Consider the following 20,388-nt stretch of genomic DNA (forward strand, 5'->3'; position numbering starts at 1 on the left):
AGATGTGGTTAGGGGTAATAACCCTGTTCCCAGAGATGTTCCGTGCCGTGACAGACTTTGGTGTTACGGGTCGAGCCGTGAAAAACGGCCTGCTCGAGTTGCACACGTGGAATCCCCGTGATTTCACCCATGATAGACATAATACGGTAGATGACAGGCCTTACGGCGGTGGTCCCGGAATGTTGATGATGGTGCAACCCTTGCGCGATGCTATCCATGCAGCGAAAGCCGCAGCGGGTGAAGGTGCGAAGGTGATTTATTTGTCACCTCAAGGACGCAAGCTGGATCAGCAAGGCGTCACTGAGTTGGCTCAGTCATCACGTTTGATTTTGGTCTGTGGTCGATACGAAGGTATTGATGAACGGATTATTCAAACGGAAGTGGATGAAGAGTGGTCGATAGGGGATTACGTGCTTTCGGGCGGCGAATTACCGGCAATGACTCTGATAGATTCAGTATCGAGATTGGTTCCTGGCGTGCTAGGAAAACAAGCTTCGGCGGAGCAAGATTCTTTCTCCGACGGTTTACTGGATTGTCCACATTACACTCGCCCTGAAAGCTTGGATGGTCTTGACGTACCGGCAGTGCTGCTAAGTGGCAACCACGAACAAATTAGACTCTGGCGTTTACAGCAAAGCCTTGGTAGGACTTTACTTAGACGGCCAGAATTATTGCAAAATCTAGCTCTGACTGACGAACAAACGACTCTATTAGCGCAGTTCGTTGAAGCAATGAACAAGCATGCTTAGTCGTAGCTCAGTTAATTCTAGAACGGAGTAAGTTATGAACAACATCATTAAAATGCTCAACGATGAGCAAATGAAACAAGACGTACCTGCGTTTGGTGCTGGTGATACAGTAGTCGTTCAGGTTCGTGTTAAAGAAGGCGATAAAGAGCGTTTACAGGCTTTTGAAGGCGTTGTAATTGCTAAGCGTAACCGTGGTCTGCACTCTGCATTCACAGTACGTAAAATCTCTAATGGCGAAGGTGTTGAGCGTGCTTTCCAAACGCACAGCCCACTGATCGCTAGCATTGAAGTTAAGCGTCGTGGTCGCGTTCGTCGCGCCAAACTGTACTATCTGCGTGATCGTTCAGGTAAATCTGCACGTATCCGTGAGAAGCTGGCAACTAAGTAATAGTTACCGCTACAGAAAACAAGACGTAGTGTTCGCACAGAAAACCGCCCTAGTGGCGGTTTTTTGTTGCTGTTTTTTGAGTATTTATACTTGATCTAAAGAGAATGAACAGGCATAGTGGTCGCCTGGTTGTAATGGTGTAGCATTACAAAAGTACATTGCGATGGATTTACGCTATTTTATATCCGAAATGAATGCCCAAGCTGACTTGAAGTCCTGCTTCGACAACTGGGTTAAACACTAAGTCTTAGGTGGTAAGCATGCAACAAGATACGATTAACAACGTACACATCAGTTCAGAGAAAGTCTTAATCACGCCGCAAGAGCTTAAAAATGCCTTGCCACTCTCTGAGCATGCTTATCGCTATATCCTCAATGCTCGCAAAACCGTGGCTGATATTGTTCATAAGCGTGACAATCGAGTATTGATCGTCACCGGGCCATGCTCCATCCATGATATCGCCGCCGCAAAAGAATACGCTTTAAGGCTTAAAACTCTGCACGATGAACTCAGTGATGAGTTTTATATCTTAATGCGAGTGTACTTTGAAAAGCCGCGTACCACGGTAGGTTGGAAGGGCATGATCAACGACCCCGATATGGATGAATCCTTCGATGTCGAAAAAGGCCTGAAAATGGCCCGTGAGCTAATGATTTGGTTGGCCGAGTTAGGACTGCCTGTTGCCACCGAAGCACTCGATCCTATCAGTCCTCAGTACATTTCTGAGCTTGTCACTTGGTCTGCCATTGGTGCTCGCACCACTGAATCGCAGACTCATAGGGAAATGGCATCGGGTCTTTCTATGCCGGTGGGCTTTAAAAATGGCACCGATGGTAAGCTCGATGTAGCGATTAATGCGCTAAAATCGGCGGCCAGTAGCCACAGATTTATGGGCATAAACCAGCAGGGCCAAGTCGCATTATTGCAAACTGCGGGCAATCCCGATGGTCATGTGATTTTACGCGGCGGTGCAACGCCCAACTATGATGCGGCGAGTGTGGCAGAGTGTGAAACGCAGCTCCATAAAGCCAAACTCAATGCACGTTTGATCATCGATTGCAGCCATGGCAATTCATCCAAAGACTACAGCCGCCAAAAGCCTGTCTGTGAAGATGTGTTCGAGCAGATTTTTAACGGCAATAAGTCGATTATTGGCGTCATGCTAGAAAGTCATTTAAATGAAGGCAATCAAAGTTGTGATAAGCCATTAAGCGAGCTTGCTTACGGTGTTTCTGTAACAGATTCTTGTATTAATTGGGAAAAAACAGAAACCATTTTACGGGAAGGCGCAGCGAAGTTATCTTCAATACTTCCAACGCGTTTCGATATGCTTAAAGTAGCTAACGCTTAAATTGGCTACAGCTTAATGGACTCAGGTATGAATGAAAAAACAACGGCCGAATTAGAACACCTTCGCGGCCTGATTGATGGTGTTGATCAGCAATTACTGCACTTACTGCGTAAGCGCTTGGATCTCGTTGCGCAAGTGGGCACGGTGAAACACGGCGCGGGTTTACCGATTTATGCACCTCAGCGTGAAGCAGCCATGCTGGCTAAACGCCGTGAAGAAGCAAAAACTATGGGGATCGAGCCGCAGTTGATCGAAGATATTTTGCGTCGCTTGATGCGTGAGTCTTATCTCAATGAAAAAGATGTTGGCTTTAAGCAAGTTAAAAAAGATCTCGGCTCAGTGGTGATTGTCGGCGGTAAAGGGCAACTCGGTGGACTGTTTTCACAAATGCTGACCTTATCTGGCTACCAAGTGAATCTGCTCGATAAAGATGATTGGCAGCAAGCGGATAACCTATTTGCCGATGCGGGGATGGTGTTAGTGACTGTGCCGATTGCGATTACTTGCGAGCTTATTCGTGAAAAGCTGACCCAATTACCAGCCGACTGCATTCTGGCAGATTTGACCTCCATCAAGACTGAGCCAGTTAAAGCCATGCTTGAGACGCATTCTGGTCCCGTCGTTGGTTTTCATCCTATGTTTGGTCCTGATGTGGGCAGTCTGGCGAAGCAAGTCGTGGTGGTGTGTCATGGTCGCTCGCCGGAAAAATACCAGTGGTTGCTTGAGCAGATCGCCATTTGGGGCGCGCGGATTGTCGAAGCAGAACCAGAGCGTCACGACAATGCGATGCAGCTAGTGCAGGCAATGCGTCACTTCTCGACCTTTGTGTATGGTTTGAATCTGTGTAAGGAAGAGGCAGATATCGATACTTTACTGCAATTTAGCTCGCCGATTTACCGATTAGAATTGGCTATGGTAGGGCGCTTATTCGCCCAAAGCCCAGAGCTTTACGCCGATATTATTTTTGCCCAGCAAAATAGCCAGCATGCTATTGGTGATTATTTAGATAACTACCGTGAAGCGTTAGAACTACTAAAACGGGGTGACAGGAACGAGTTTATTAAGCAGTTCCAAAGTGTCGCCAAATGGTTTGGGGATTTTGCACCTCAATTCCAGCGCGAAAGTCGTATTATGCTGCAATCGGTTAATGATATGAAAACCAATTAATAAATAAACAGTTACTCTTTAAAACGCCCATCATTGATGGGCGTTTTTTTATGGATTTTTAACAGTTCACATTGTATTAATTAGCAATTGCTTAAGGTGATCTTTCTCTAAAATTTAGCATCTCACTTTAGAAATGACTGTCGCTTATGGCACGTTTAGGTAGACTAGTTTTAAACATGCAAATATAAAGCATGAATTTAAATTAGGAGTCTATCCATGTTCTGTATTCAGTGTGAGCAAACCATTCGTACACCCGCTGGCAATGGTTGTAGTTATTCCCAAGGTATGTGTGGCAAGTTGGCGGCAACGTCCGATCTGCAAGACTTGCTGATTTACATGCTGCAAGGCGTGTCTGTATATGCGGTTAAAGCTCGCGAGCTGGGCATTATCGATGCTGAAATTGATAGTTTTGTGCCTAAAGCCTTTTTCGCGACCCTCACCAACGTCAACTTCGATGATGAGCGCATTATGGCCTATACCCAGCAGGCGGCTAAGTATCGTGCTCAGTTAAAAGCTTCTTACGAAGCGGCTTGTGAACAAGCCGGTATTGCTGCTGAGCAAGTGCCGCAAGTCGCTCAGTTAGTGCTGGGGACCAGTAAGATTGAAATGCTAGCGCAGGCGCCGATTGCACTGCTGAATAAAGATAAGCATGAAGTTTATGAAGACATCATGGGATTGAGGTTATTGTGTTTATATGGCCTTAAGGGTGCAGCTGCTTATATGGAGCATGCTCGCGTGTTGGGCCAGACTGATGCTGATGTGGCAGGGCGCTTCCATGAAATCATGTCTTTCTTAGGTGAGCCGAGTGTTGATGGCGATAAGCTGTTTACTACGGCTATGGACATAGGTCAGTTGAACTACCGCATAATGGCAATGCTGGATGCGGGTGAAACTCAGGCCTTTGGTCATCCTGAGCCAACTGTGGTCAACACTAAGTCAGTTAAGGGCAAAGCCATACTAGTCTCTGGCCATGACATGAAGGATTTAGAGCTTATTCTCGAGCAGACTGTAGGCAAGGGTATCAATGTGTTTACCCACGGTGAAATGCTTCCTGCACTGGCGTATCCAGCCTTTAAAAAATATGCACATCTTGTCGGAAATTACGGCAGTGCTTGGCAGAATCAACAGCAAGAATTTGCCAATTTTCCTGGCGCTGTGGTGATGACTTCTAACTGTATTATCGATCCAAATGTGGGTAGTTATAGTGATCGTATCTTTACTCGCAGCATAGTGGGCTGGCCTGGTGTGGTGCATATCGAAGGAGATGATTTCTCGGCTGTCATTGATAAAGCGTTAGCCTTAGAAGGCTTTATCTATGATGAAATCCCACACACTATCACTATTGGTTTTGCCCGTAATGCCTTGATGGCCGCAGCGCCCGCGGTGGTTGAAAATGTGAAGAGTGGTGCGATTAAGCATTTCTTCCTTGTTGGCGGTTGCGATGGCGACAAAGCTGACAGAAGCTACTTCACTGAACTTGCTAAATCCACACCTAAGGATTCAATAATCCTGACGCTAGGCTGTGGTAAGTACAAATTCAATAAGCTCGAATTTGGTGACATTAACGGTATTCCACGTTTGCTCGATGTGGGCCAATGTAACGATGCCTATTCAGCGATTCAGTTAGCGATTGCATTAGCTGAAGTGTTTGAATGTGATATCAATGAATTACCTCTGAGCTTAGTGCTTTCTTGGTTTGAGCAAAAAGCCATTGTAGTACTGCTGACGCTGTTGTCACTTGGCGTTAAAAATATTCGAACAGGCCCGACGCCACCTGCGTTCCTGACGGCCAATTTAGCCAAAATTTTGGAAGATAAGTTTGGCTTGCGTAATACCACGACAGTCGAAGCCGATTTAAAAAATATGTTAAACGTGGCTTAAATCAACCAAGAATTGTTGCTGAACTGCGGTTTTGGCTTGTTTACTGAGGCCGCAGTGTTTTGTGGGTAAATGCTATGAACATGAGTGTGATAGCGGGAGCGCGGGCATTATCGGTTTCGCCCCATAAACCCGGAAGTGTTAATCAATTAGTGTGCGTCGAACGCTGGAATGAAACCTCGGATGTCGTGAGTTTTCGTTTTCAAGCGGGCGAGCCGATGAAGTTTGACTATAAACCCGGTCAGTTTATGACCTTTGTGCTTGAGATTAATGGCGAGCAAGTGTGCCGCAGTTATACCTTGTCATCATCGCCATCTAGGCCCTATTCCTTGATGGTGACGATTAAGCGTGTTGCGGGTGGACTCGTATCTAATTATCTTATCGACAATCTATTACTCGGCCAGAGTGTACGAGTGCTGCCGCCCGCGGGGCAATTTAATCTGTTTGATATTGCTCGGCTAAGCCATAAACAGCCAGAGACTGAAAAGTTAGATGCTAATCTGTTAGCTATAACGGCGCAGAAATACCTTTTTTTGAGTGCTGGTTGCGGTATTACCCCCATGTACTCTATGTCGCGTTATCTGACTGATACACAAATTGATGCCGATATTGCCTTTGTGCACAGTGCGCGATCAGAGAATGATATTATTTTTAAGTCATCATTGGCGACTATGGCCAACCGTTTTAATGCATTTAAGCTCAGCTACGCACTTGAGACTGTCACTGAAACACTGGGGTGTTCACCAAAGATAGCATTCGATTTCGGGCGGTTAAGTGCGCAGATGCTAAAAACCTTAGTACCTGATTTTGCAGAGCGTACTATCTACCTTTGTGGGCCAGAACCCTATATGCAAGCGGTAAAAATCTTATTGGTCGAACTCAATTTTGATATGAGTCGGTTATACCATGAGAGTTTTGCCACGGCCGAGAAAGTTGCTCGCAGTCAGCTTATGCAAGCAAACTCGTCAGATGGAACGAGTGAAAACCCACCAGAAGTGGCTTTCGCCTTGTCTATTGGCGATCGAAGCACGACGCTAAATCAAGGGCAAAGTCTGCTGGAGGGAATTGAGGCCGAAGGTTTGCCGATTATTGCGGCCTGTCGTTCGGGCGTTTGCGGCGCGTGTAAGTGTCAAGTCTTGGAAGGAGAAACGGTATCGACAAGCGTGATGACACTGACTGCTGCAGAAATTGAGGCCGGTTTTGTACTCGCTTGCTCCACAACATTAGCATCCGACGTGACGCTTAAACTTTAACGCGCTGCTAATTAGCGTCATTTACTTGTGACTTATTTTTAAATGGATGGAAATATTTCTAATCCTTAGTTGCGCTTATCTCAGTGAGAACGTAAGGTTAATGACAAGGGCGTATGATGTTTGCGCCCAGTCTATTAGTCTGGCTGGAGTCTCTCAATGACAATGACAACCACTTATGCCGCAAAAATTGAAGACCGTACTCTGGGACATTTGTTGTACGCCTTGATGTCGGTTTTTCCCTTATTATTACTTCCTGTGCTGCTAAGTTTGTTCATTAATGTTTCCCAACGCCAATTCCATGGTAATCCATTATTGGCGTCGCATTTACGTTGGCAACGGCATTCTAATCTCGCCTTTCTTAGCTTGCTAGTGCTCGGCTATTGCGTTCCACTGACTTGGCTCAGTCTTTCGATTTATCTCTTTGGGATCATTTGGTTTTGCCACAGGATCATTAAAGGGTGGTTAAGTCTATTGGATGGTTTAGAAATCTAAACTTGTGCTAGAGTCTCTAAATTGATGATTTTTAGAGGCTCTTATGTCCAGCTACCAAATTCTGTGTGTCCTCTGCGCGTTGGCGCTAGTGACTTCGGTTATTTCCTCTCGCGTCCATAAACTGCAGGAAACTGTGGCCATTACTGCTATTGCCCTAGGAATGAGTTTGTTGTTGCTCCTTGGGGGAAAGGCTTTAGGTGGGGACATTTATGTGTATTTTGTCTCTGGCTTAGAGAAACTCGATTTTCAAGCTTTACTGCTCAATGGCATGCTCGGTTTTTTACTCTTTGCCGGCGCATTACAAATCCGCTTAAAAATACTGAGGCATCAAAAGTGGGAGATCCTAATCCTTGCTTTTATAAGCACCTTATTGTCGACATTTATTATAGGTGGGCTGTTATTTTGGTTCGCGCCTATGCTAGGTCTCCCGCTAGAATTCAGCCACTGCTTACTGTTCGGCGCTTTGATTTCGCCCACCGATCCTATCGCTGTTTTGGCTATTTTAAAGAAAATGGGGGCGCCGGAAGATATTGCGATTCAAGTAGAAGGAGAATCTTTATTTAACGATGGCATAGGGTTAGTGATTTTTGTGGCAATATCGCAATTGGCTTTCTCCACCGAGCCTCTGACGTTTATCCATATCTCTGAGTTATTTATTCGTGAGGCGGTAGGTGGGGTTATTTACGGTGGCGTGCTTGGTTTTCTGCTGCATCATTTTTTCCGCTACTGCGAGGAAGAAACGCAATTAATGCTGGTTACCCTGCTGATCCCAACCGCGGGATATGTCATGGCGGATGTGCTTGGTGTTTCTGGTCCTTTAGCTATGGTGAGTGCGGGGATCATCATAGGAAATTTCAGTGTGCCTAAGTTTTTTGCTCGCAACGAGCGAGTGAAACTATTTACTTTTTGGTCGCTGATTGAATCCTTCTTTAATGCCTTACTCTTCCTATTGCTTGGTTTATTACTTTTGTTAGTCACTTTCAAAGCGCCATTATGGTGGTTTATGTTTGTGGCTATACCAATAGTCTTGTTGGCGCGTGCAATGAGTGTGTTATTACCTTATTTGGGCTTTCGATTGTTTAAGTCATACAACCCCTATGCAGAGACGATTTTGATTTGGGGTGGCTTAAGGGGAGGATTAGCCCTCGCTATGGCGATGAGTTTGCCAGAGGGTATCGTCATAGATGCTATTGGTGGTGTGGAGCTGCGGGAGTTGTTGTTAGTGATGACCTATGCCGTCGTCGTATTTTCGATTCTAGTGCAGGGCTCTACTATGACAGGGCTTATCCGTAGGAGTAATGCCGTTACTGAACCATCGAGTGCTGTTGGCTCTTCTTAAAATGCATAAAGGCTCACTGCGCTGCAATACTAAACAATATTAAGCCTGCTAGTCATCACACTCGCTAGCAAGCTTGTCTGAGTCAATTAGGGATAAAAGAAGCCTCATTTATCCCTTAACACACTTCGAACTAACCACATTTCACTTTAAATTAAATCACTCAAGATCAAAGCTTTAATTTGCCCGATATAATTCCCGTACCACAGCGCTTATTAAGTTAAGCGACTCATGGTCATCACTGCTAGATAGTGGACAATTGAGTATCAATCCATCCACTTTAAGCTGTTTAATTCCCTGTGTTTGAACCAATAGGGCATCATCTGATACGGCATAACTTGGGTTGATTAAAATCGGCAAATGGCTCGTGGCTTTAATCTGGATCAGACTCGCTAAATCGAGTGAAGGTAGATTGGCGTTATTTAAGGTTCTAATGCCTGAGTCACACAGAACCAGTTGCTGATTGCCTTGGCTTAAAATGACTTCTGTTGCCGTGAGTAATTCTTCAAAACTTGCCATATCGTTACGCTCAAGTATTAATGGTATCGGTAGGGTTCCAGCTTGAGTCAGTAAAGTTTGGTTAAACATCTGCTTGCCTGCGAGGAATAACATATCGGCGTGCTGGACTGCTAATGGCATATCAGCTTCTTGCGCTATGGCAATAATGCACACTAGGCCATATTGATGCAGGATTTGGCGTAGTTTAGCGAGAGTAATTTCTGCCATAGTCAGTTGATTAACAGCGCTGAGCAAAACGGCTTGGAATCCCGCTTCTTTAAGCTGCTTCACTTGCTGCTCGAAAGCCGATAATGCTAAATGTGAAATGTCATTATTCAGTGTGATTTGGGCTATGGCACAGACATGCCCTGCACCGATTGTCATTGCGCCGCAGTTGATTTCACTGGCTTGCTCTTTATAGGCTTTGCTATATCGAACTGGACTGGCATTAGCACCATTTTCGCTGATGACTTGATCCTTAGAGGTGCTGGGCTCAATCAGTAGCTGGCTGTTGCTCAGCTGTGTGGGCTTGACTGTCTCACAAGGATAACAGCCTAATACTTTGATAAAACGGGTGATCCGCTCTAGTTGCTTTAAACCTGCCTGCATAGATTCACTGGAGATATTCGCGTCGATATCCAAATAGAACATTTCTTCCCAAGGTGTTCCTGGAATTGGGCGTGACTCTAATTTGCTCATGTTTAACTGATGCGCTTTTAGAACCAGTAAGGCTTCCACTAAAGCACCAGCTTTTTGGCCTGTTGCCATGATCAATGTAGTCTTAGCGGGTAACTGCTCTGGTACGGCAACGGCTTTGCGGGCAACAACGATAAAGCGACTTTGGTTGATTTTTTGATTCGCTAAACCTGCTTCTATGGACTCAAGCTGATAGAGTGCACCACCTTCGGCGCTGCCAATCGCTGCTGCACTGTTATCTGGACTTTGGTTTACCTTTTCCATTGCTTCTGCGCTGCTTGAGCAGTATTCCAGTCTCAAGTCTTTGTGTTGAGTTAAATATCTGCTGCATTGGCTAATAGGCTGAGGGTGGGCATAGACAGTTTTGATCTCAGCTAATTTACTGCCAGCTTTTCCTAGTAGGCAATGGCTGACTTCAATCGTCGTTTCGCCAACAATCGACAGACTGGTGTGCTGTAGCACGTCGTAGACTTCGTTGATTGAACCTGAAGATGTGTTCTCAATCGGCAGGAAACCATAATCAGCATGTCCAGACTCAACGGCTTGCACTATTTCATCGAAACTTTGGCAACCTAAGTCCAGCATTTCAACTTGGCGACGTTGGCAATAGCGTGTAGCTGCGAGATAAGAGTATGAACCTCTAGCACCTAGGTAAGCGATACAATACTGTTGTTTTTGTGTCTCTGGATTGGCGCGGCCGTGAAGGTAAGCTTGTTGATTCAATACTGAATCTTCAATGATGCTCTGGTAAAGGGACATAACATAGTGGGCATCTAATCCTTTCTCTCTGCCTTCTTTCACGAGGCGAGCGAGCAGTTCTTTTTCCCTTTGAGTATCTCTGATGGGTCTGACATCCACTTCTTTGCTACGGGCTACTTCTAAACTTAAGCGACGGCGCTCAGCGAGTAATGCCAGCAGTTCATTATCCAGATGGGTGATCTGCTCTCGGGTTTGATTTAAAGGCTGTGGTGTATGCATTCTGACCTCAATTGCCGCCATGTATTTTATCAATCGTTTAAGACAAAAAAGCCTCCCAGTTGGGAGGCTTTGGATTTTTACTTTCGTTTTTACACAGTAAATCCGCCTCCTAGAGTGGGGGTGTAAAAAAGAAAGTAAAAAAAGCTGCTGTTATCATTTTCATGGTCTTAAAACTAAAGGGCTAGGGCTTAGCTGTCAATCAAAACTTTCTTAAAGGTAATCTAAAAAAAGCGCACCCGAGGGTGCGCTGGTTTGGTTCAAGTATGTATATATGGTCAAGCGAGTTTATCCTCCTTATGGTCAGTGTGGGACAAGGTAACACATTCGTTTATCTTACATTTACGTGTAACAGTAAAACGTTGACAACTCACTAGATAACGACTTGCATTTATAATGAACATTAACAAGTACTTTATGCAGCATAGCGTATAACCTTGAAACTATGCAGTTTGCAGTACCAGCGAACTTACGTTGACATGTCTTGCACTTATATTTTAACAATTAACAATTAACACTTGCATGGAGCTATAACATTAAAAACTAACACTAACAAAACGAACATTTAAAAATAAACGATTTACGGCTCATTGGTTGTACTAGGTACATTTTGCTGTAAGAACAGCTTAGCCTTGTCACGCGTTTAGGTCTTGCTACTTACATTATTACCATTATTACCATTATTACTTTTTACTTTAAAACCTAGCATGTTAATACATGGAGCGTATAAAAAGCTCTCATTTACTGTTATTACAATTTTCGTCAAGTCTAGATTTCCTCCTTTTTAGTTGATAAGTAAACATTATTTAAGGTGTCTATAAATATCAAAACTCAACTAATGGTAAACGTTAACACATTACATAAATAAACATTTATACGTTTTACAGTTTTTACTATACAAATAACACTAAGTAAACTAATGACTTTTAATCAAACCAACGTATTGCACTTACATTAAACACCTACATTAAATCTCACGCTAAAAACGCTAACTTATCATATCAGTGTAAATATGACTCTCTTTATATAAATAATCTACATCTCTACATCTAACTAAACGTGACAGTTGTTACCTCATTTATCTCAGTGTTTAGCACGCATTGGTGCCGGCCCATTTTACAATAAACGCTTTTATTCATGTAGCTTTTGTAAATGTGATTTTTGTTTATGTTTACCTGAGCCTCCATTGTGAATATAATCAATTTGATAGTTAAAGGTTTTGCTAATGTACTCGTTGTACTGTACTCGGCTCCTTATGTTAACTCTGGTATTCAGCAATGCCGCTTGTTTCTGGTGGTCATCCTGATATTGGGTCAAAATTGAGTACTACTTTTAGTGAATGCCAACATACTTGATTGTTTCTAAAATCAAATTGTTCGCTCTTGTGTTGCCTCCTTTCCAAACTTGCTATTGAAAGTGGAACCTAGTTGAAAATAAAAATTGAACTTTTAAACGTAGAAATTATAAGTAAAATTAATCATTAACAGTAAACCTTAGTACTTAAAACTATATAGCTTAGATTAGTAGTGCTCCTTAGTTATATCCAGTAACGTTACTTAGAACTTAAGATCTGTTAATCAATATTTGTAAATCAAAATTTAAAGTAAATCAACATTTGAAACGATTTAAATCCGCACCACTTCGATTCTTGCTGTCACTTTGTAAAGTGTAGTAGGTATTTAGTCAAAAGAACTGTTTTTTTCATCATTAAAATGATTGCACTAAGCTTTTTTAAAAACTGTGATCTGATTAAATATTTCTACTTTATTGCTCTCAAAGTGATGCGTTTCTCGCACTCACCAGATTTAAATTATGCCGCATCTTCCTCCTCGTACTCGTCGTCAATTTCAACAACATTATTAGTCGGTGTTAGTGATGTGGAGCGTTGAGCTTCAGGTTTGTGTGTTATGCGATTGAGCTGCTTCTCTAATTTTTGGCCCATAGCGTTAATCGCAGTATATAAATTTTCATGTTTTGCTTGAGCGAAGAGTTCTCCATTTGGGATGCCAACCGATGCTTCAATTTTGAAACCAGGTTTCTCCTCCGTAATGATTACATGGGGATTTATCATTTGCACATCATGCCTTGAAAGTTTTTCAAAACGGCTTTCAATGCGTTCGCGAATAGGAGATGTGACTTCAAGTTGCTTGCTAGTAATCTTTAGCATATTTCGAACCTTCTGTTGTTTCCTTGGATTTCAGATTACCAAGGTTCGCACTATAAAACGAGATGTAGATCACGTTTTTGTGCCCATTAGATACTGTTCGTTGGATATTTGATCACTTAGACAAATATCAATAATTCTTGGCCCAAAAGCCTTGTATTGCTAGCTAAATGGGGTCATATTCGATGGGATAACTCCGCAGTCTTTGCCCTTATTTACTTATATTTACTTTAAGTTTCATCCCGAATCCCGATAAAATACCTCTACTTATTCCATTCGGTCACTTTGAGTTTGCCCATTTTATGAATACTGAACACGTTAAAATTAAGGTCTGGGATTTACCCACGCGAATTTTCCATTGGGGCATGGTGTGTCTGTTGGCACTTTTATGGTGGAGTGCCGATGCGGGCGAAATGCAGTGGCATCAAATTTTTGCTTATAGTTTGCTGATCCTTATTGGATTTAGGATCCTCTGGGGGCTCATTGGTAGCGATACGGCAAGGTTTAGCCACTTTGTTCATCACCCCAAAGTTGTACTCGACTACTTGAGATCGATTCGAACTAAAGGGATGTCTGTGGTACTTGGACACAATCCTATCGGTGGCTATATGGTCATCGCGTTGATTGGGATCATTAGCCTTCAATTAGTTACAGGCCTTTTTGCGACCGATGATATTTTTACCGAAGGTCCGCTATATAGCTACGTCAGTTCAGATATCAGTGGATTTTTGACTTGGTTACACAAAACGAACTTTAACCTTATTCTCTTGCTGAGTGCCATTCATGTACTGGCTGTGATTATTCATGCCATGAAAGGGGATAAGTTAGTTGGTGCTATGATCAGTGGTTACAAGAAAGTCTCGAAGGTTGCTTTTTCATCAAGTGCGAAGAGCGAGCTTCGATTCAAGTCTGAGTGGCTTGCTTTAGTGCTGTTCACAGTATGCGCCGCTGTGGTCTTTGGCTATTTAATGTGGCCAATAGTGCAAGTTCTGTAGATTTATACTTAGTTTGGGAACAACAAAAAGCCTGCTATTTAGCAGGCTTTTTGATGGGAAAAACAACGTCAAACTAATCTTTCTTATAAATGTCGTGACAACTTTTACAACTTTTTCCTGTGTCCATAAAGGCTTGTTTGATTTCAGCTTGATTACCTTTTTGAGCTACAGTAGCCAGAATGGCAGCATTTTCTTGGAAGGTTTTCATTTTTGCATCAAAATCAGCTCTGTCTTGCCAAACTTTGGCTAGGGCTTCGGTATCACCTTTGTCTGAGCCATCAATAAAACCTTCGAAAGGAATTTTGGATAATGCAGCAACATTCGTTGCGCGCATTGCGAAGGTTTCTGCTTCGAAAGGTTTTTTGCCTTTCATCATGGCAGCCATATCGCCGAAGTTATAAGCAATAAGACCAAATGCAGATTGGCGGTATTCAATTGCATCTTTAGAGTCTTCGAAATTGTGTGCTTGAGCAGTTGAAGCCAATAAGGTACTGGCAACGAGAGTAAGTAGTAATTTTTTCATCGTATTCTCACAAATTAGCGTCGAAGTGTGACATTGCACTCCTATTGTACACAAATTAACTTGATGTACTAGAAGCAATTTTGTCAGTTTTTGTTTGGATAAGACGGCTAAACGTAACAATTTATTTGTAAGTAGGCGAAATCTGTTAGACTGCTAATGTAATGCTTGAACAGTACTTATGAGGGTGATTATGCGAGCTAACTGGGATCTAGTATTAGAAAAAATTTTGAGCCACAGCAATTATGAAGATCTTTCTGTGTTGTTTCATTTACTGTTAACCGAAGAAGAACGTAGTGCCGTTGCTGGACGTTTGAAGGTCTTTCAATTGCTGCTAGACGGGAAAATGAGTCAAAGGCATATCGCTGCGGAATATGAAGTCAGTATTGCAACGATTACACGTTGTTCTAATTATTTGAAGAATATGTCTTCTGAGCATAGGGCGAAAGTTCAAAAATTAATTGGTTAGTGTTCATGTGGATACAACTTTTGTGAATATCATCTGCTCCTACTGTGGTGAATAGAACTAAGTCTTAAGGCGTGATGGGAAGCTTATGACGACGATAGAGGGAACGACGAACCAGAATGTATAAGCCGTAGCTGAGTAAACAGATAGCCAGAATTGGGTAAAGATCCTTGGGAAGGAATTTAAAGATAGCCAGCGCTGCTAAGAGATAGATAAAAGGTAGGAAGTTATAAATTATCTCGGGAAGATAACCCGATTTACGCCGCTTAGCCGAGTCTGTTCGACGGTTTTGAGAACGCATAACGTAGATCCTCGCACCTAATACAAATACCACAGTTGCCGCTATCAAGGCATAGTTGATGTCGAGTGCAATAAAACTCGAACTACCAAGCGCCATGTAGCCAAAAGGCAAAATTTCGTAAAGGGGTTTGGTTAACATAAGCACTCCGTCGCTTAACTTAGGTTGATATCAATATCTAATTGAAAATATTCATATAAAATTTGAATACTTCAATTTACCAGTCAGTTATTTATCTATTACGAATATTATAAACGCTTGTGTATAAAAAATGCACGACCTTAAATTAAGAGCGTGCATCTTAAAAGGTTAAACAATGGCTGTTTAATCACTTACGGATAAACAACTTCTCGTTTAACTTCTGGTATCAGGCTTTGTTTAGCCGCGGCAACCACAGCCGCCATTGCCGTCACAGCCTGTTTTAGGTGTGTCGCAGGCTTCGTGTTCTTCATGGTGGTGTCCATGATCGTGGTCTGAACCACCACAACATCCGCCCGCTTCTTGTTTACCTGAACCGCCACAGCATCCACCGCCGTGGTCGTGATCATGTCCATGGCTTCCACAACCGCCTTGGGCATGAATGTGGCCATGAGCGATTTCTTCGGCTGAGGCTTCACGAACGTCAACGATTTCGACGCTGAAATTGAGCGATTGGCCCGCTAAAGGATGGTTGCCATCGACGATAACCACATCGTCTTTCACTTCCATGACTTGAACAGGGCGTTGACCCATTTCAGTTTCAGCGATGAAGCGCATACCTGGGACGATATCTTCGATATCACCAAAGGCTTCTAATGGCACGGCTTGACGTAGGCCATCGTGATAAGGGCCATAGGCTTCTTCGGCACTAATAGTGACATCGAGTTTTTCGCCTTTGCTTTTACCATCTAATGCGGCTTCTAAACCTGGGATCAGGTTTTCAGTGCCGTGTAGATATAGCATAGGTTCAGAGTCGAAAGAGTCTTCTAATAGTCTGCCTTCTTGATCTGATAAACGGTAATGAATGGTTACCGCGCTGTGTTGAGTGATCTTCATATCGCCTCCAATTCGTAATGTGCGCGCATAATAACGTGCTTTTTTAGTGCTGGCGATAATTTGAAGTGGCTTATGTTAGATATCGCACAGGTTTTTTTAGGCAAATTTGTCGGTGCTTTACGGTAGAAAGGATGAGTAATGTGATTTTTGCTCGTTAGCCTGTCAATTTAGCCTGAGTGATGAGGTAGAACAAATAACGCATTATTTGAAAGTGTATTATAAATAATTAGATGAAAAACAAGTGATTATCTAATGGTTTTCGTGCCATATTACGTTGACGTTAACAGTTATCCATTGCGTAAATCGCATTTTTACCCCTAGAAAACTTCATATTAACGAATCTTGATGCAGTATTTTATCGAGCGTTAATATTTGCCTATAAATAATCCATTTTAGGGGTTGACAAGCGCGGGTAAAAAAAGCAATTCTGTTTATCAAGAAATTAACATGGATTAGCCCAAACACATGCATAGCCTAGGTTTCGTAGTAACTACCATTATTACAACCACCACTACAACAACAGTGGGGGCGGGCTGATACACCCTAAAGAATTTTAACGATGAGCCCGCTTCCCACAAAGAAGCGGGCTTTTTTGTTTCTAGCTCTTATTTCTAAGTCGGGCGCGGTACAGGAGAACAAGATGAAAGTAATGAAATTTGGTGGTACCTCGCTTGCAAATTGGCAGCGATTCTCGATGGCGGCGGATATCGTTGCTAAGTCATCTAAGCTTGAACCCATAGCGACTGTGCTATCGGCCCCGGCGACTGTGACAAATGCGTTACTAGAAATGGTTGATGTAGCCGTTAAAGGTGAAGATTATTCGTCTGTGCTGCAGCATGTTGAGCGGGTATTTACCTCGCTATACCAAGATGCTGTTACTTCAATGTTGTCGAGTGAGCAGAGTGAACAGCTCTTTTCTGGACTTAATGCGCAGCTGGTGATTTGGCAGGATAGATTACGTGGCATTAGCTTACTGCAAGAGTGTCCCGATGGCATACGTGCTGAAATCGTGGTGGCAGGTGAGCGTTTATCTGCTGCCTTGATGGAACAAGTGATGCTATCTAAGGGGATCACGTCTGCTCAACTCGATCCGCGCGCCTTGTTTCTAGGTCGTGGTCGGCCGTTAGAATCCGTGGTCGATATCGCTGTGAGTAAGCCAAGGTTTCGTGCGTTGGCATTAGGTGAAAAGCGCGTATGGGTAATGCCGGGATTCACCGCCGCCGACGAACAGGGCAAAGTGGTGACGTTAGGCCGTAATGGTTCTGACTATTCTGCTGCCGTGCTCGCCGCCTGTTTAGATGCGTCGAGCTGTGAAATCTGGACCGATGTTGACGGTGTTTATAATACCGATCCCCGTGTGGTTGCCGATGCTAAGTTGTTGTCACAACTCAGCTATCAAGAGGCGATGGAACTCTCCTATTTTGGCGCTAAGGTGCTGCATCCTAAGACGATTGCGCCTATCGCCCAGTTCCATATTCCCTGTTATATCAAAAACAGTTTTAACCCCGATGCGCCCGGCACTCTGGTATCAAACCAAGCCGATGAAACCGGCTTACAGGTTAAAGCTATCTCCAATTTAGATAACCAGACCATGTTCGATATTTCAGGCCCAGGCATGAAAGGCATGGTTGGCATGGCGAGCCGTACTTTAGCTGCGATTTCCCGCAGCGGCGTGTCTGTGTCTTTAATCACCCAAAGCTCCTCTGAATACAGTATTAGCTTCTGTGTGGCGACGTCTGACTCGGCCAAAGTGAAATGGGCCTTAGAGCAAGAGTTTGAATTAGAAATAAAAAGTGACTTGCTTGAACCTATTGCTATGCGTCATGAGCTGGCAATTGTGTCATTGATTGGTGATGGTATGCGCACCCATAAAGGGGTAGCGGCGCGTTTCTTCCAAGCGTTAGCACAGGCGAGCGTGAACATTATCGCCATCGCGCAAGGTTCGTCCGAACGGTCTATTTCGACGGTGATTGAGCAGCGTAAGACTAAGCATGCGGTGGCGGCTTGTCATCAAGGCTTTTTCGATGTGCAGCAGTATTTAGATGTGTTTTTAGTGGGTTGCGGCAATGTGGGGGCTGGCCTGCTCGAGCAGATAAAACAACAGTCTGCCATGCTCAAAGAGCAGCACATCAGTATCCGTGTATGCGGCATAGTGAATTCGAACAAGATGTTACTCGACAGCGCAGGCATCGATTTAAGCAACTGGTCTAGCTTGCTTGCCGATAGCCAGCAAGCTTGTGATATCCCAGCATTACTCGCATGGGCAAAAGAGCAACAATTGCTTAATCCAGTGCTGGTGGATTGCACCTCGAGCGAGCAAGTATCGGATCTGTATTTGGATGTGATGAACTCAGGTTTGCATGTTGTCACGCCGAACAAAAAGTCGAACACTCGCGATTATGCTTATTATCAAGCACTGCGCCAAACGGCATTAAAACAGCGTCGCCAATTCTTATACGAAACCACAGTCGGTGCGGGTTTACCTGTGATCGATAACCTGAAAAAACTGTTATTTGCGGGTGACAAACTGCATAAGTTTAACGGTATTTTATCGGGCTCTTTATCCTTTATCTTCGGCATGCTCGATGAAGGCATGACACTTTCTGAAGCAACTGGTCTTGCGCGGGAAAAATGTTTTACTGAGCCTGATCCCCGTGATGATTTGAGTGGTATGGATGTGGCGCGTAAAGTGCTCATTCTTGCCCGTGAAGTGGGACTAAAGTTAGAGCTCAGTGATGTGCAGGTTGAATCTGTATTGCCAGCCGAGTTTGATGATTCAGGTGATGTTGAAAGCTTTATGGCACGATTACCGCAAGTTGATGCTGCAATTGCCGCAAAAGTGGCGCAGGCCAAAGCCCAAGGTAAAGTGCTGCGTTATGTTGGGCAAATTGAGGATGGTGTGTGCCGTGTGCGTATCGCCGAAGTGGATGCACTGGATCCGCTTTATAGCGTTAAAGGCGGTGAAAATGCCTTGGCGTTCTATAGCCGCTATTATCAGCCCATTCCCTTTGTGCTACGCGGCTATGGCGCAGGGACTGAAGTGACCGCTGCTGGTGCCTTTGCCGATGTATTAAGAACCTTGAATTGGACTCGTGAGGTGAGTGTATGAGTTTGACTGTTTACGCTCCAGCCTCTATGGGTAACGTGGGAGTCGGATTTGATTTACTGGGCGCCGCTTTGGCGCCGATTGATGGCAGTTTACTCGGCGACAGAGTGACTATCGCGGCGGCAGAGTCGGGTGTGAGTCTGGTGCTGACTGGTGCTTGGGCCCATAAACTGCCTGAAAATCCGCAAGATAATATAGTGTACCAATGTGCCGAATTCTTCTTAACCGCCCTGAGTAAGGAGTATTTAGAAGCGCTTGGTAAAGCAGATGAAGGCGTAGCGCTGACACTGGAAAAGAACCTACCCGTTGGCAGTGGTTTAGGTTCGAGTGCAAGTTCAGTCGTGGCGGCGTTATATGCCTTAAATGAACATTTTGATAGACCCTATAACGAGCAAGCCCTGCTGGAACTGATGGGCGAGTTTGAAGGTAAGATCAGCGGCAGTGTGCACTATGACAACGTCGCCCCTTGTTATTTGGGCGGCATGCAATTGATGCTCAATGTGCTAGGCACTGTATGCGAAGCGATACCCAGCTTTAAAGAATGGTATTGGGTTGTGGCCTATCCAGGAATTTCACTTTCAACGGCAATGATGCGCAAACTCATGCCAGATCAATATGATAAAAGTGTCACTATCGATTTTGGCCGTTATTTAAGCGCCTTTGTTCATGCGTCTTACCAGCAGAATGCCAAGCTTGCGATCAGCGTATTAAAGGATGTGTTAGCCGAGCCCTATCGCGCCGCCGCGATCCCGGGTTACGACAAGGCCAGAGCCGCTTTAGCCGATTTAGGCATGTTGACGACGGGGATTTCGGGCAGCGGCCCAACGCTGTTTTCGATTACCGATGATTTAGCCACGGCAAATACTGCTAAAGCCTGGTTAGAGGCGCATTATCTCACCGAGGTGGGTGGCTTTGCCCACGTGTGTCGCCTCGATGAGCAAGGTACGCGTAGAGTCGATTAATAGTTAATTTAGCTAAGACTAAGTACCCCAAATTAGCATTTAAGGTTTAGCATCAAAA

17 protein-coding genes and 1 other annotated feature are annotated in these 20,388 nt (G+C 44.0%); of the genes, 12 read left to right on the forward strand and 5 right to left on the reverse strand.

Annotated features, from left to right (window positions below; all coding sequences use genetic code 11):
• Nucleotides 1-2 precede the first annotated feature (2 nt).
• The 8 genes from trmD (at nucleotide 3) to L5M37_RS09305 (ending at nucleotide 8,618) form a co-directional block, all read left to right on the forward strand.
• Nucleotides 3-749 carry a tRNA (guanosine(37)-N1)-methyltransferase TrmD gene (trmD, locus tag L5M37_RS09270; RefSeq protein ID WP_028760810.1) on the forward strand — a complete coding sequence of 249 codons (747 nt, stop codon included), beginning with the start codon at nucleotides 3-5 and terminating at the stop codon, nucleotides 747-749.
• Nucleotides 750-783: 34 nt separating this feature from the next.
• Nucleotides 784-1,137, forward strand: a complete 354-nt coding sequence (rplS, locus tag L5M37_RS09275; RefSeq protein WP_006080791.1) for a 50S ribosomal protein L19 — start codon at nucleotides 784-786, stop codon at nucleotides 1,135-1,137.
• A gap of 260 nt (nucleotides 1,138-1,397) precedes the next feature.
• Complete coding sequence (locus L5M37_RS09280) at nucleotides 1,398-2,489, forward strand: 3-deoxy-7-phosphoheptulonate synthase (RefSeq protein WP_168823416.1); 1,092 nt, start codon at nucleotides 1,398-1,400, stop codon at nucleotides 2,487-2,489.
• A 27-nt stretch (nucleotides 2,490-2,516) separates the two neighbouring features.
• A complete protein-coding gene (gene tyrA / locus L5M37_RS09285) occupies nucleotides 2,517-3,656 on the forward strand; it encodes a bifunctional chorismate mutase/prephenate dehydrogenase (RefSeq protein ID WP_263200212.1) in 1,140 nt (379 codons plus the stop codon).
• Nucleotides 3,657-3,872: 216 nt separating this feature from the next.
• Entirely contained in the window at nucleotides 3,873-5,537 is a 1,665-nt protein-coding gene (gene hcp, locus L5M37_RS09290) for a hydroxylamine reductase (protein ID WP_263200213.1), read from the forward strand.
• Between the two features lie 74 nt (nucleotides 5,538-5,611).
• Nucleotides 5,612-6,787, forward strand: coding sequence for a hybrid-cluster NAD(P)-dependent oxidoreductase (locus tag L5M37_RS09295; RefSeq protein WP_263200214.1), 1,176 nt, complete (start codon nucleotides 5,612-5,614; stop codon nucleotides 6,785-6,787).
• Between the two features lie 156 nt (nucleotides 6,788-6,943).
• Complete coding sequence (locus tag L5M37_RS09300; RefSeq protein WP_263200216.1) at nucleotides 6,944-7,279, forward strand: hypothetical protein; 336 nt, start codon at nucleotides 6,944-6,946, stop codon at nucleotides 7,277-7,279.
• A 43-nt stretch (nucleotides 7,280-7,322) separates the two neighbouring features.
• Nucleotides 7,323-8,618 (forward strand): cation:proton antiporter, encoded by a 1,296-nt coding sequence (locus L5M37_RS09305; protein ID WP_263200217.1) that lies wholly within the window; start codon nucleotides 7,323-7,325, stop codon nucleotides 8,616-8,618.
• Nucleotides 8,619-8,792: 174 nt separating this feature from the next.
• Here L5M37_RS09305 and L5M37_RS09310 read toward each other — a convergent pair whose 3' ends face one another.
• Both L5M37_RS09310 and hpf read right to left on the reverse strand, forming a co-directional pair.
• A complete protein-coding gene (locus L5M37_RS09310) occupies nucleotides 8,793-10,787 on the reverse strand; it encodes a chorismate mutase (RefSeq protein WP_263200218.1) in 1,995 nt (664 codons plus the stop codon).
• A 41-nt stretch (nucleotides 10,788-10,828) separates the two neighbouring features.
• Nucleotides 10,829-10,945: a sequence feature (Phe leader region), on the reverse strand.
• A 1,649-nt stretch (nucleotides 10,946-12,594) separates the two neighbouring features.
• Nucleotides 12,595-12,951: a ribosome hibernation-promoting factor, HPF/YfiA family gene (hpf, locus tag L5M37_RS09315; protein ID WP_105249847.1), complete on the reverse strand. Its 357-nt coding sequence runs from the start codon at nucleotides 12,949-12,951 to the stop codon at nucleotides 12,595-12,597.
• A gap of 299 nt (nucleotides 12,952-13,250) precedes the next feature.
• Here hpf and L5M37_RS09320 point away from each other — a divergent pair, with 299 nt between their 5' ends.
• Nucleotides 13,251-13,943 (forward strand): cytochrome b/b6 domain-containing protein, encoded by a 693-nt coding sequence (locus L5M37_RS09320; RefSeq protein ID WP_263200220.1) that lies wholly within the window; start codon nucleotides 13,251-13,253, stop codon nucleotides 13,941-13,943.
• 73 nt (nucleotides 13,944-14,016) lie between these two features.
• Here the strand turns inward: L5M37_RS09320 and L5M37_RS09325 are convergent, their stop codons facing one another.
• Nucleotides 14,017-14,466, reverse strand: coding sequence for a c-type cytochrome (locus tag L5M37_RS09325; protein ID WP_028760800.1), 450 nt, complete (start codon nucleotides 14,464-14,466; stop codon nucleotides 14,017-14,019).
• Between the two features lie 190 nt (nucleotides 14,467-14,656).
• Between L5M37_RS09325 and trpR the strand changes: the two genes are divergently transcribed.
• On the forward strand, nucleotides 14,657-14,932 hold the full coding sequence (gene trpR / locus L5M37_RS09330; RefSeq protein ID WP_263200222.1) for a trp operon repressor: 276 nt from the start codon (nucleotides 14,657-14,659) through the stop codon (nucleotides 14,930-14,932).
• Between the two features lie 64 nt (nucleotides 14,933-14,996).
• Here trpR and L5M37_RS09335 read toward each other — a convergent pair whose 3' ends face one another.
• On the reverse strand, nucleotides 14,997-15,368 hold the full coding sequence (locus L5M37_RS09335) for a hypothetical protein (protein ID WP_028760798.1): 372 nt from the start codon (nucleotides 15,366-15,368) through the stop codon (nucleotides 14,997-14,999).
• A 237-nt stretch (nucleotides 15,369-15,605) separates the two neighbouring features.
• On the reverse strand, nucleotides 15,606-16,262 hold the full coding sequence (slyD, locus tag L5M37_RS09340) for a peptidylprolyl isomerase (protein WP_028760797.1): 657 nt from the start codon (nucleotides 16,260-16,262) through the stop codon (nucleotides 15,606-15,608).
• Nucleotides 16,263-16,902: 640 nt separating this feature from the next.
• On the opposite strand from slyD, the gene thrA reads away from it, so the two are divergent.
• Both thrA and thrB read left to right on the forward strand, forming a co-directional pair.
• Nucleotides 16,903-19,371 (forward strand): bifunctional aspartate kinase/homoserine dehydrogenase I, encoded by a 2,469-nt coding sequence (gene thrA / locus L5M37_RS09345; RefSeq protein WP_263200224.1) that lies wholly within the window; start codon nucleotides 16,903-16,905, stop codon nucleotides 19,369-19,371.
• Entirely contained in the window at nucleotides 19,368-20,330 is a 963-nt protein-coding gene (thrB, locus tag L5M37_RS09350; protein ID WP_263200226.1) for a homoserine kinase, read from the forward strand. The genes thrA and thrB overlap by 4 nt, the downstream gene beginning before the upstream one ends.
• Nucleotides 20,331-20,388 lie beyond the last annotated feature (58 nt).

The organism is Shewanella sp. SM69 (genome assembly GCF_025653985.1).
GTDB lineage: Bacteria > Pseudomonadota > Gammaproteobacteria > Enterobacterales > Shewanellaceae > Shewanella > Shewanella oncorhynchi.

What these genes read in the sequence shown, in the direction of transcription:
- L5M37_RS09325 (WP_028760800.1), bottom strand. Translation starts at nt 14,466, where the DNA reads ATGAAAAAATTACTACTTACTCTCGTTGCCAGTACCTTATTGGCTTCA.
- trmD (WP_028760810.1), top strand. Translation starts at nt 3, where the DNA reads ATGTGGTTAGGGGTAATAACCCTGTTCCCAGAGATGTTCCGTGCCGTG.
- hpf (WP_105249847.1), bottom strand. Translation starts at nt 12,951, where the DNA reads ATGCTAAAGATTACTAGCAAGCAACTTGAAGTCACATCTCCTATTCGC.
- L5M37_RS09300 (WP_263200216.1), top strand. Translation starts at nt 6,944, where the DNA reads ATGACAATGACAACCACTTATGCCGCAAAAATTGAAGACCGTACTCTG.
- L5M37_RS09310 (WP_263200218.1), bottom strand. Translation starts at nt 10,787, where the DNA reads ATGCATACACCACAGCCTTTAAATCAAACCCGAGAGCAGATCACCCAT.
- L5M37_RS09305 (WP_263200217.1), top strand. Translation starts at nt 7,323, where the DNA reads ATGTCCAGCTACCAAATTCTGTGTGTCCTCTGCGCGTTGGCGCTAGTG.
- tyrA (WP_263200212.1), top strand. Translation starts at nt 2,517, where the DNA reads ATGAATGAAAAAACAACGGCCGAATTAGAACACCTTCGCGGCCTGATT.
- trpR (WP_263200222.1), top strand. Translation starts at nt 14,657, where the DNA reads ATGCGAGCTAACTGGGATCTAGTATTAGAAAAAATTTTGAGCCACAGC.
- rplS (WP_006080791.1), top strand. Translation starts at nt 784, where the DNA reads ATGAACAACATCATTAAAATGCTCAACGATGAGCAAATGAAACAAGAC.
- L5M37_RS09335 (WP_028760798.1), bottom strand. Translation starts at nt 15,368, where the DNA reads ATGTTAACCAAACCCCTTTACGAAATTTTGCCTTTTGGCTACATGGCG.
- L5M37_RS09295 (WP_263200214.1), top strand. Translation starts at nt 5,612, where the DNA reads ATGAACATGAGTGTGATAGCGGGAGCGCGGGCATTATCGGTTTCGCCC.
- hcp (WP_263200213.1), top strand. Translation starts at nt 3,873, where the DNA reads ATGTTCTGTATTCAGTGTGAGCAAACCATTCGTACACCCGCTGGCAAT.
- L5M37_RS09320 (WP_263200220.1), top strand. Translation starts at nt 13,251, where the DNA reads ATGAATACTGAACACGTTAAAATTAAGGTCTGGGATTTACCCACGCGA.
- thrA (WP_263200224.1), top strand. Translation starts at nt 16,903, where the DNA reads ATGAAAGTAATGAAATTTGGTGGTACCTCGCTTGCAAATTGGCAGCGA.
- thrB (WP_263200226.1), top strand. Translation starts at nt 19,368, where the DNA reads ATGAGTTTGACTGTTTACGCTCCAGCCTCTATGGGTAACGTGGGAGTC.
- slyD (WP_028760797.1), bottom strand. Translation starts at nt 16,262, where the DNA reads ATGAAGATCACTCAACACAGCGCGGTAACCATTCATTACCGTTTATCA.
- L5M37_RS09280 (WP_168823416.1), top strand. Translation starts at nt 1,398, where the DNA reads ATGCAACAAGATACGATTAACAACGTACACATCAGTTCAGAGAAAGTC.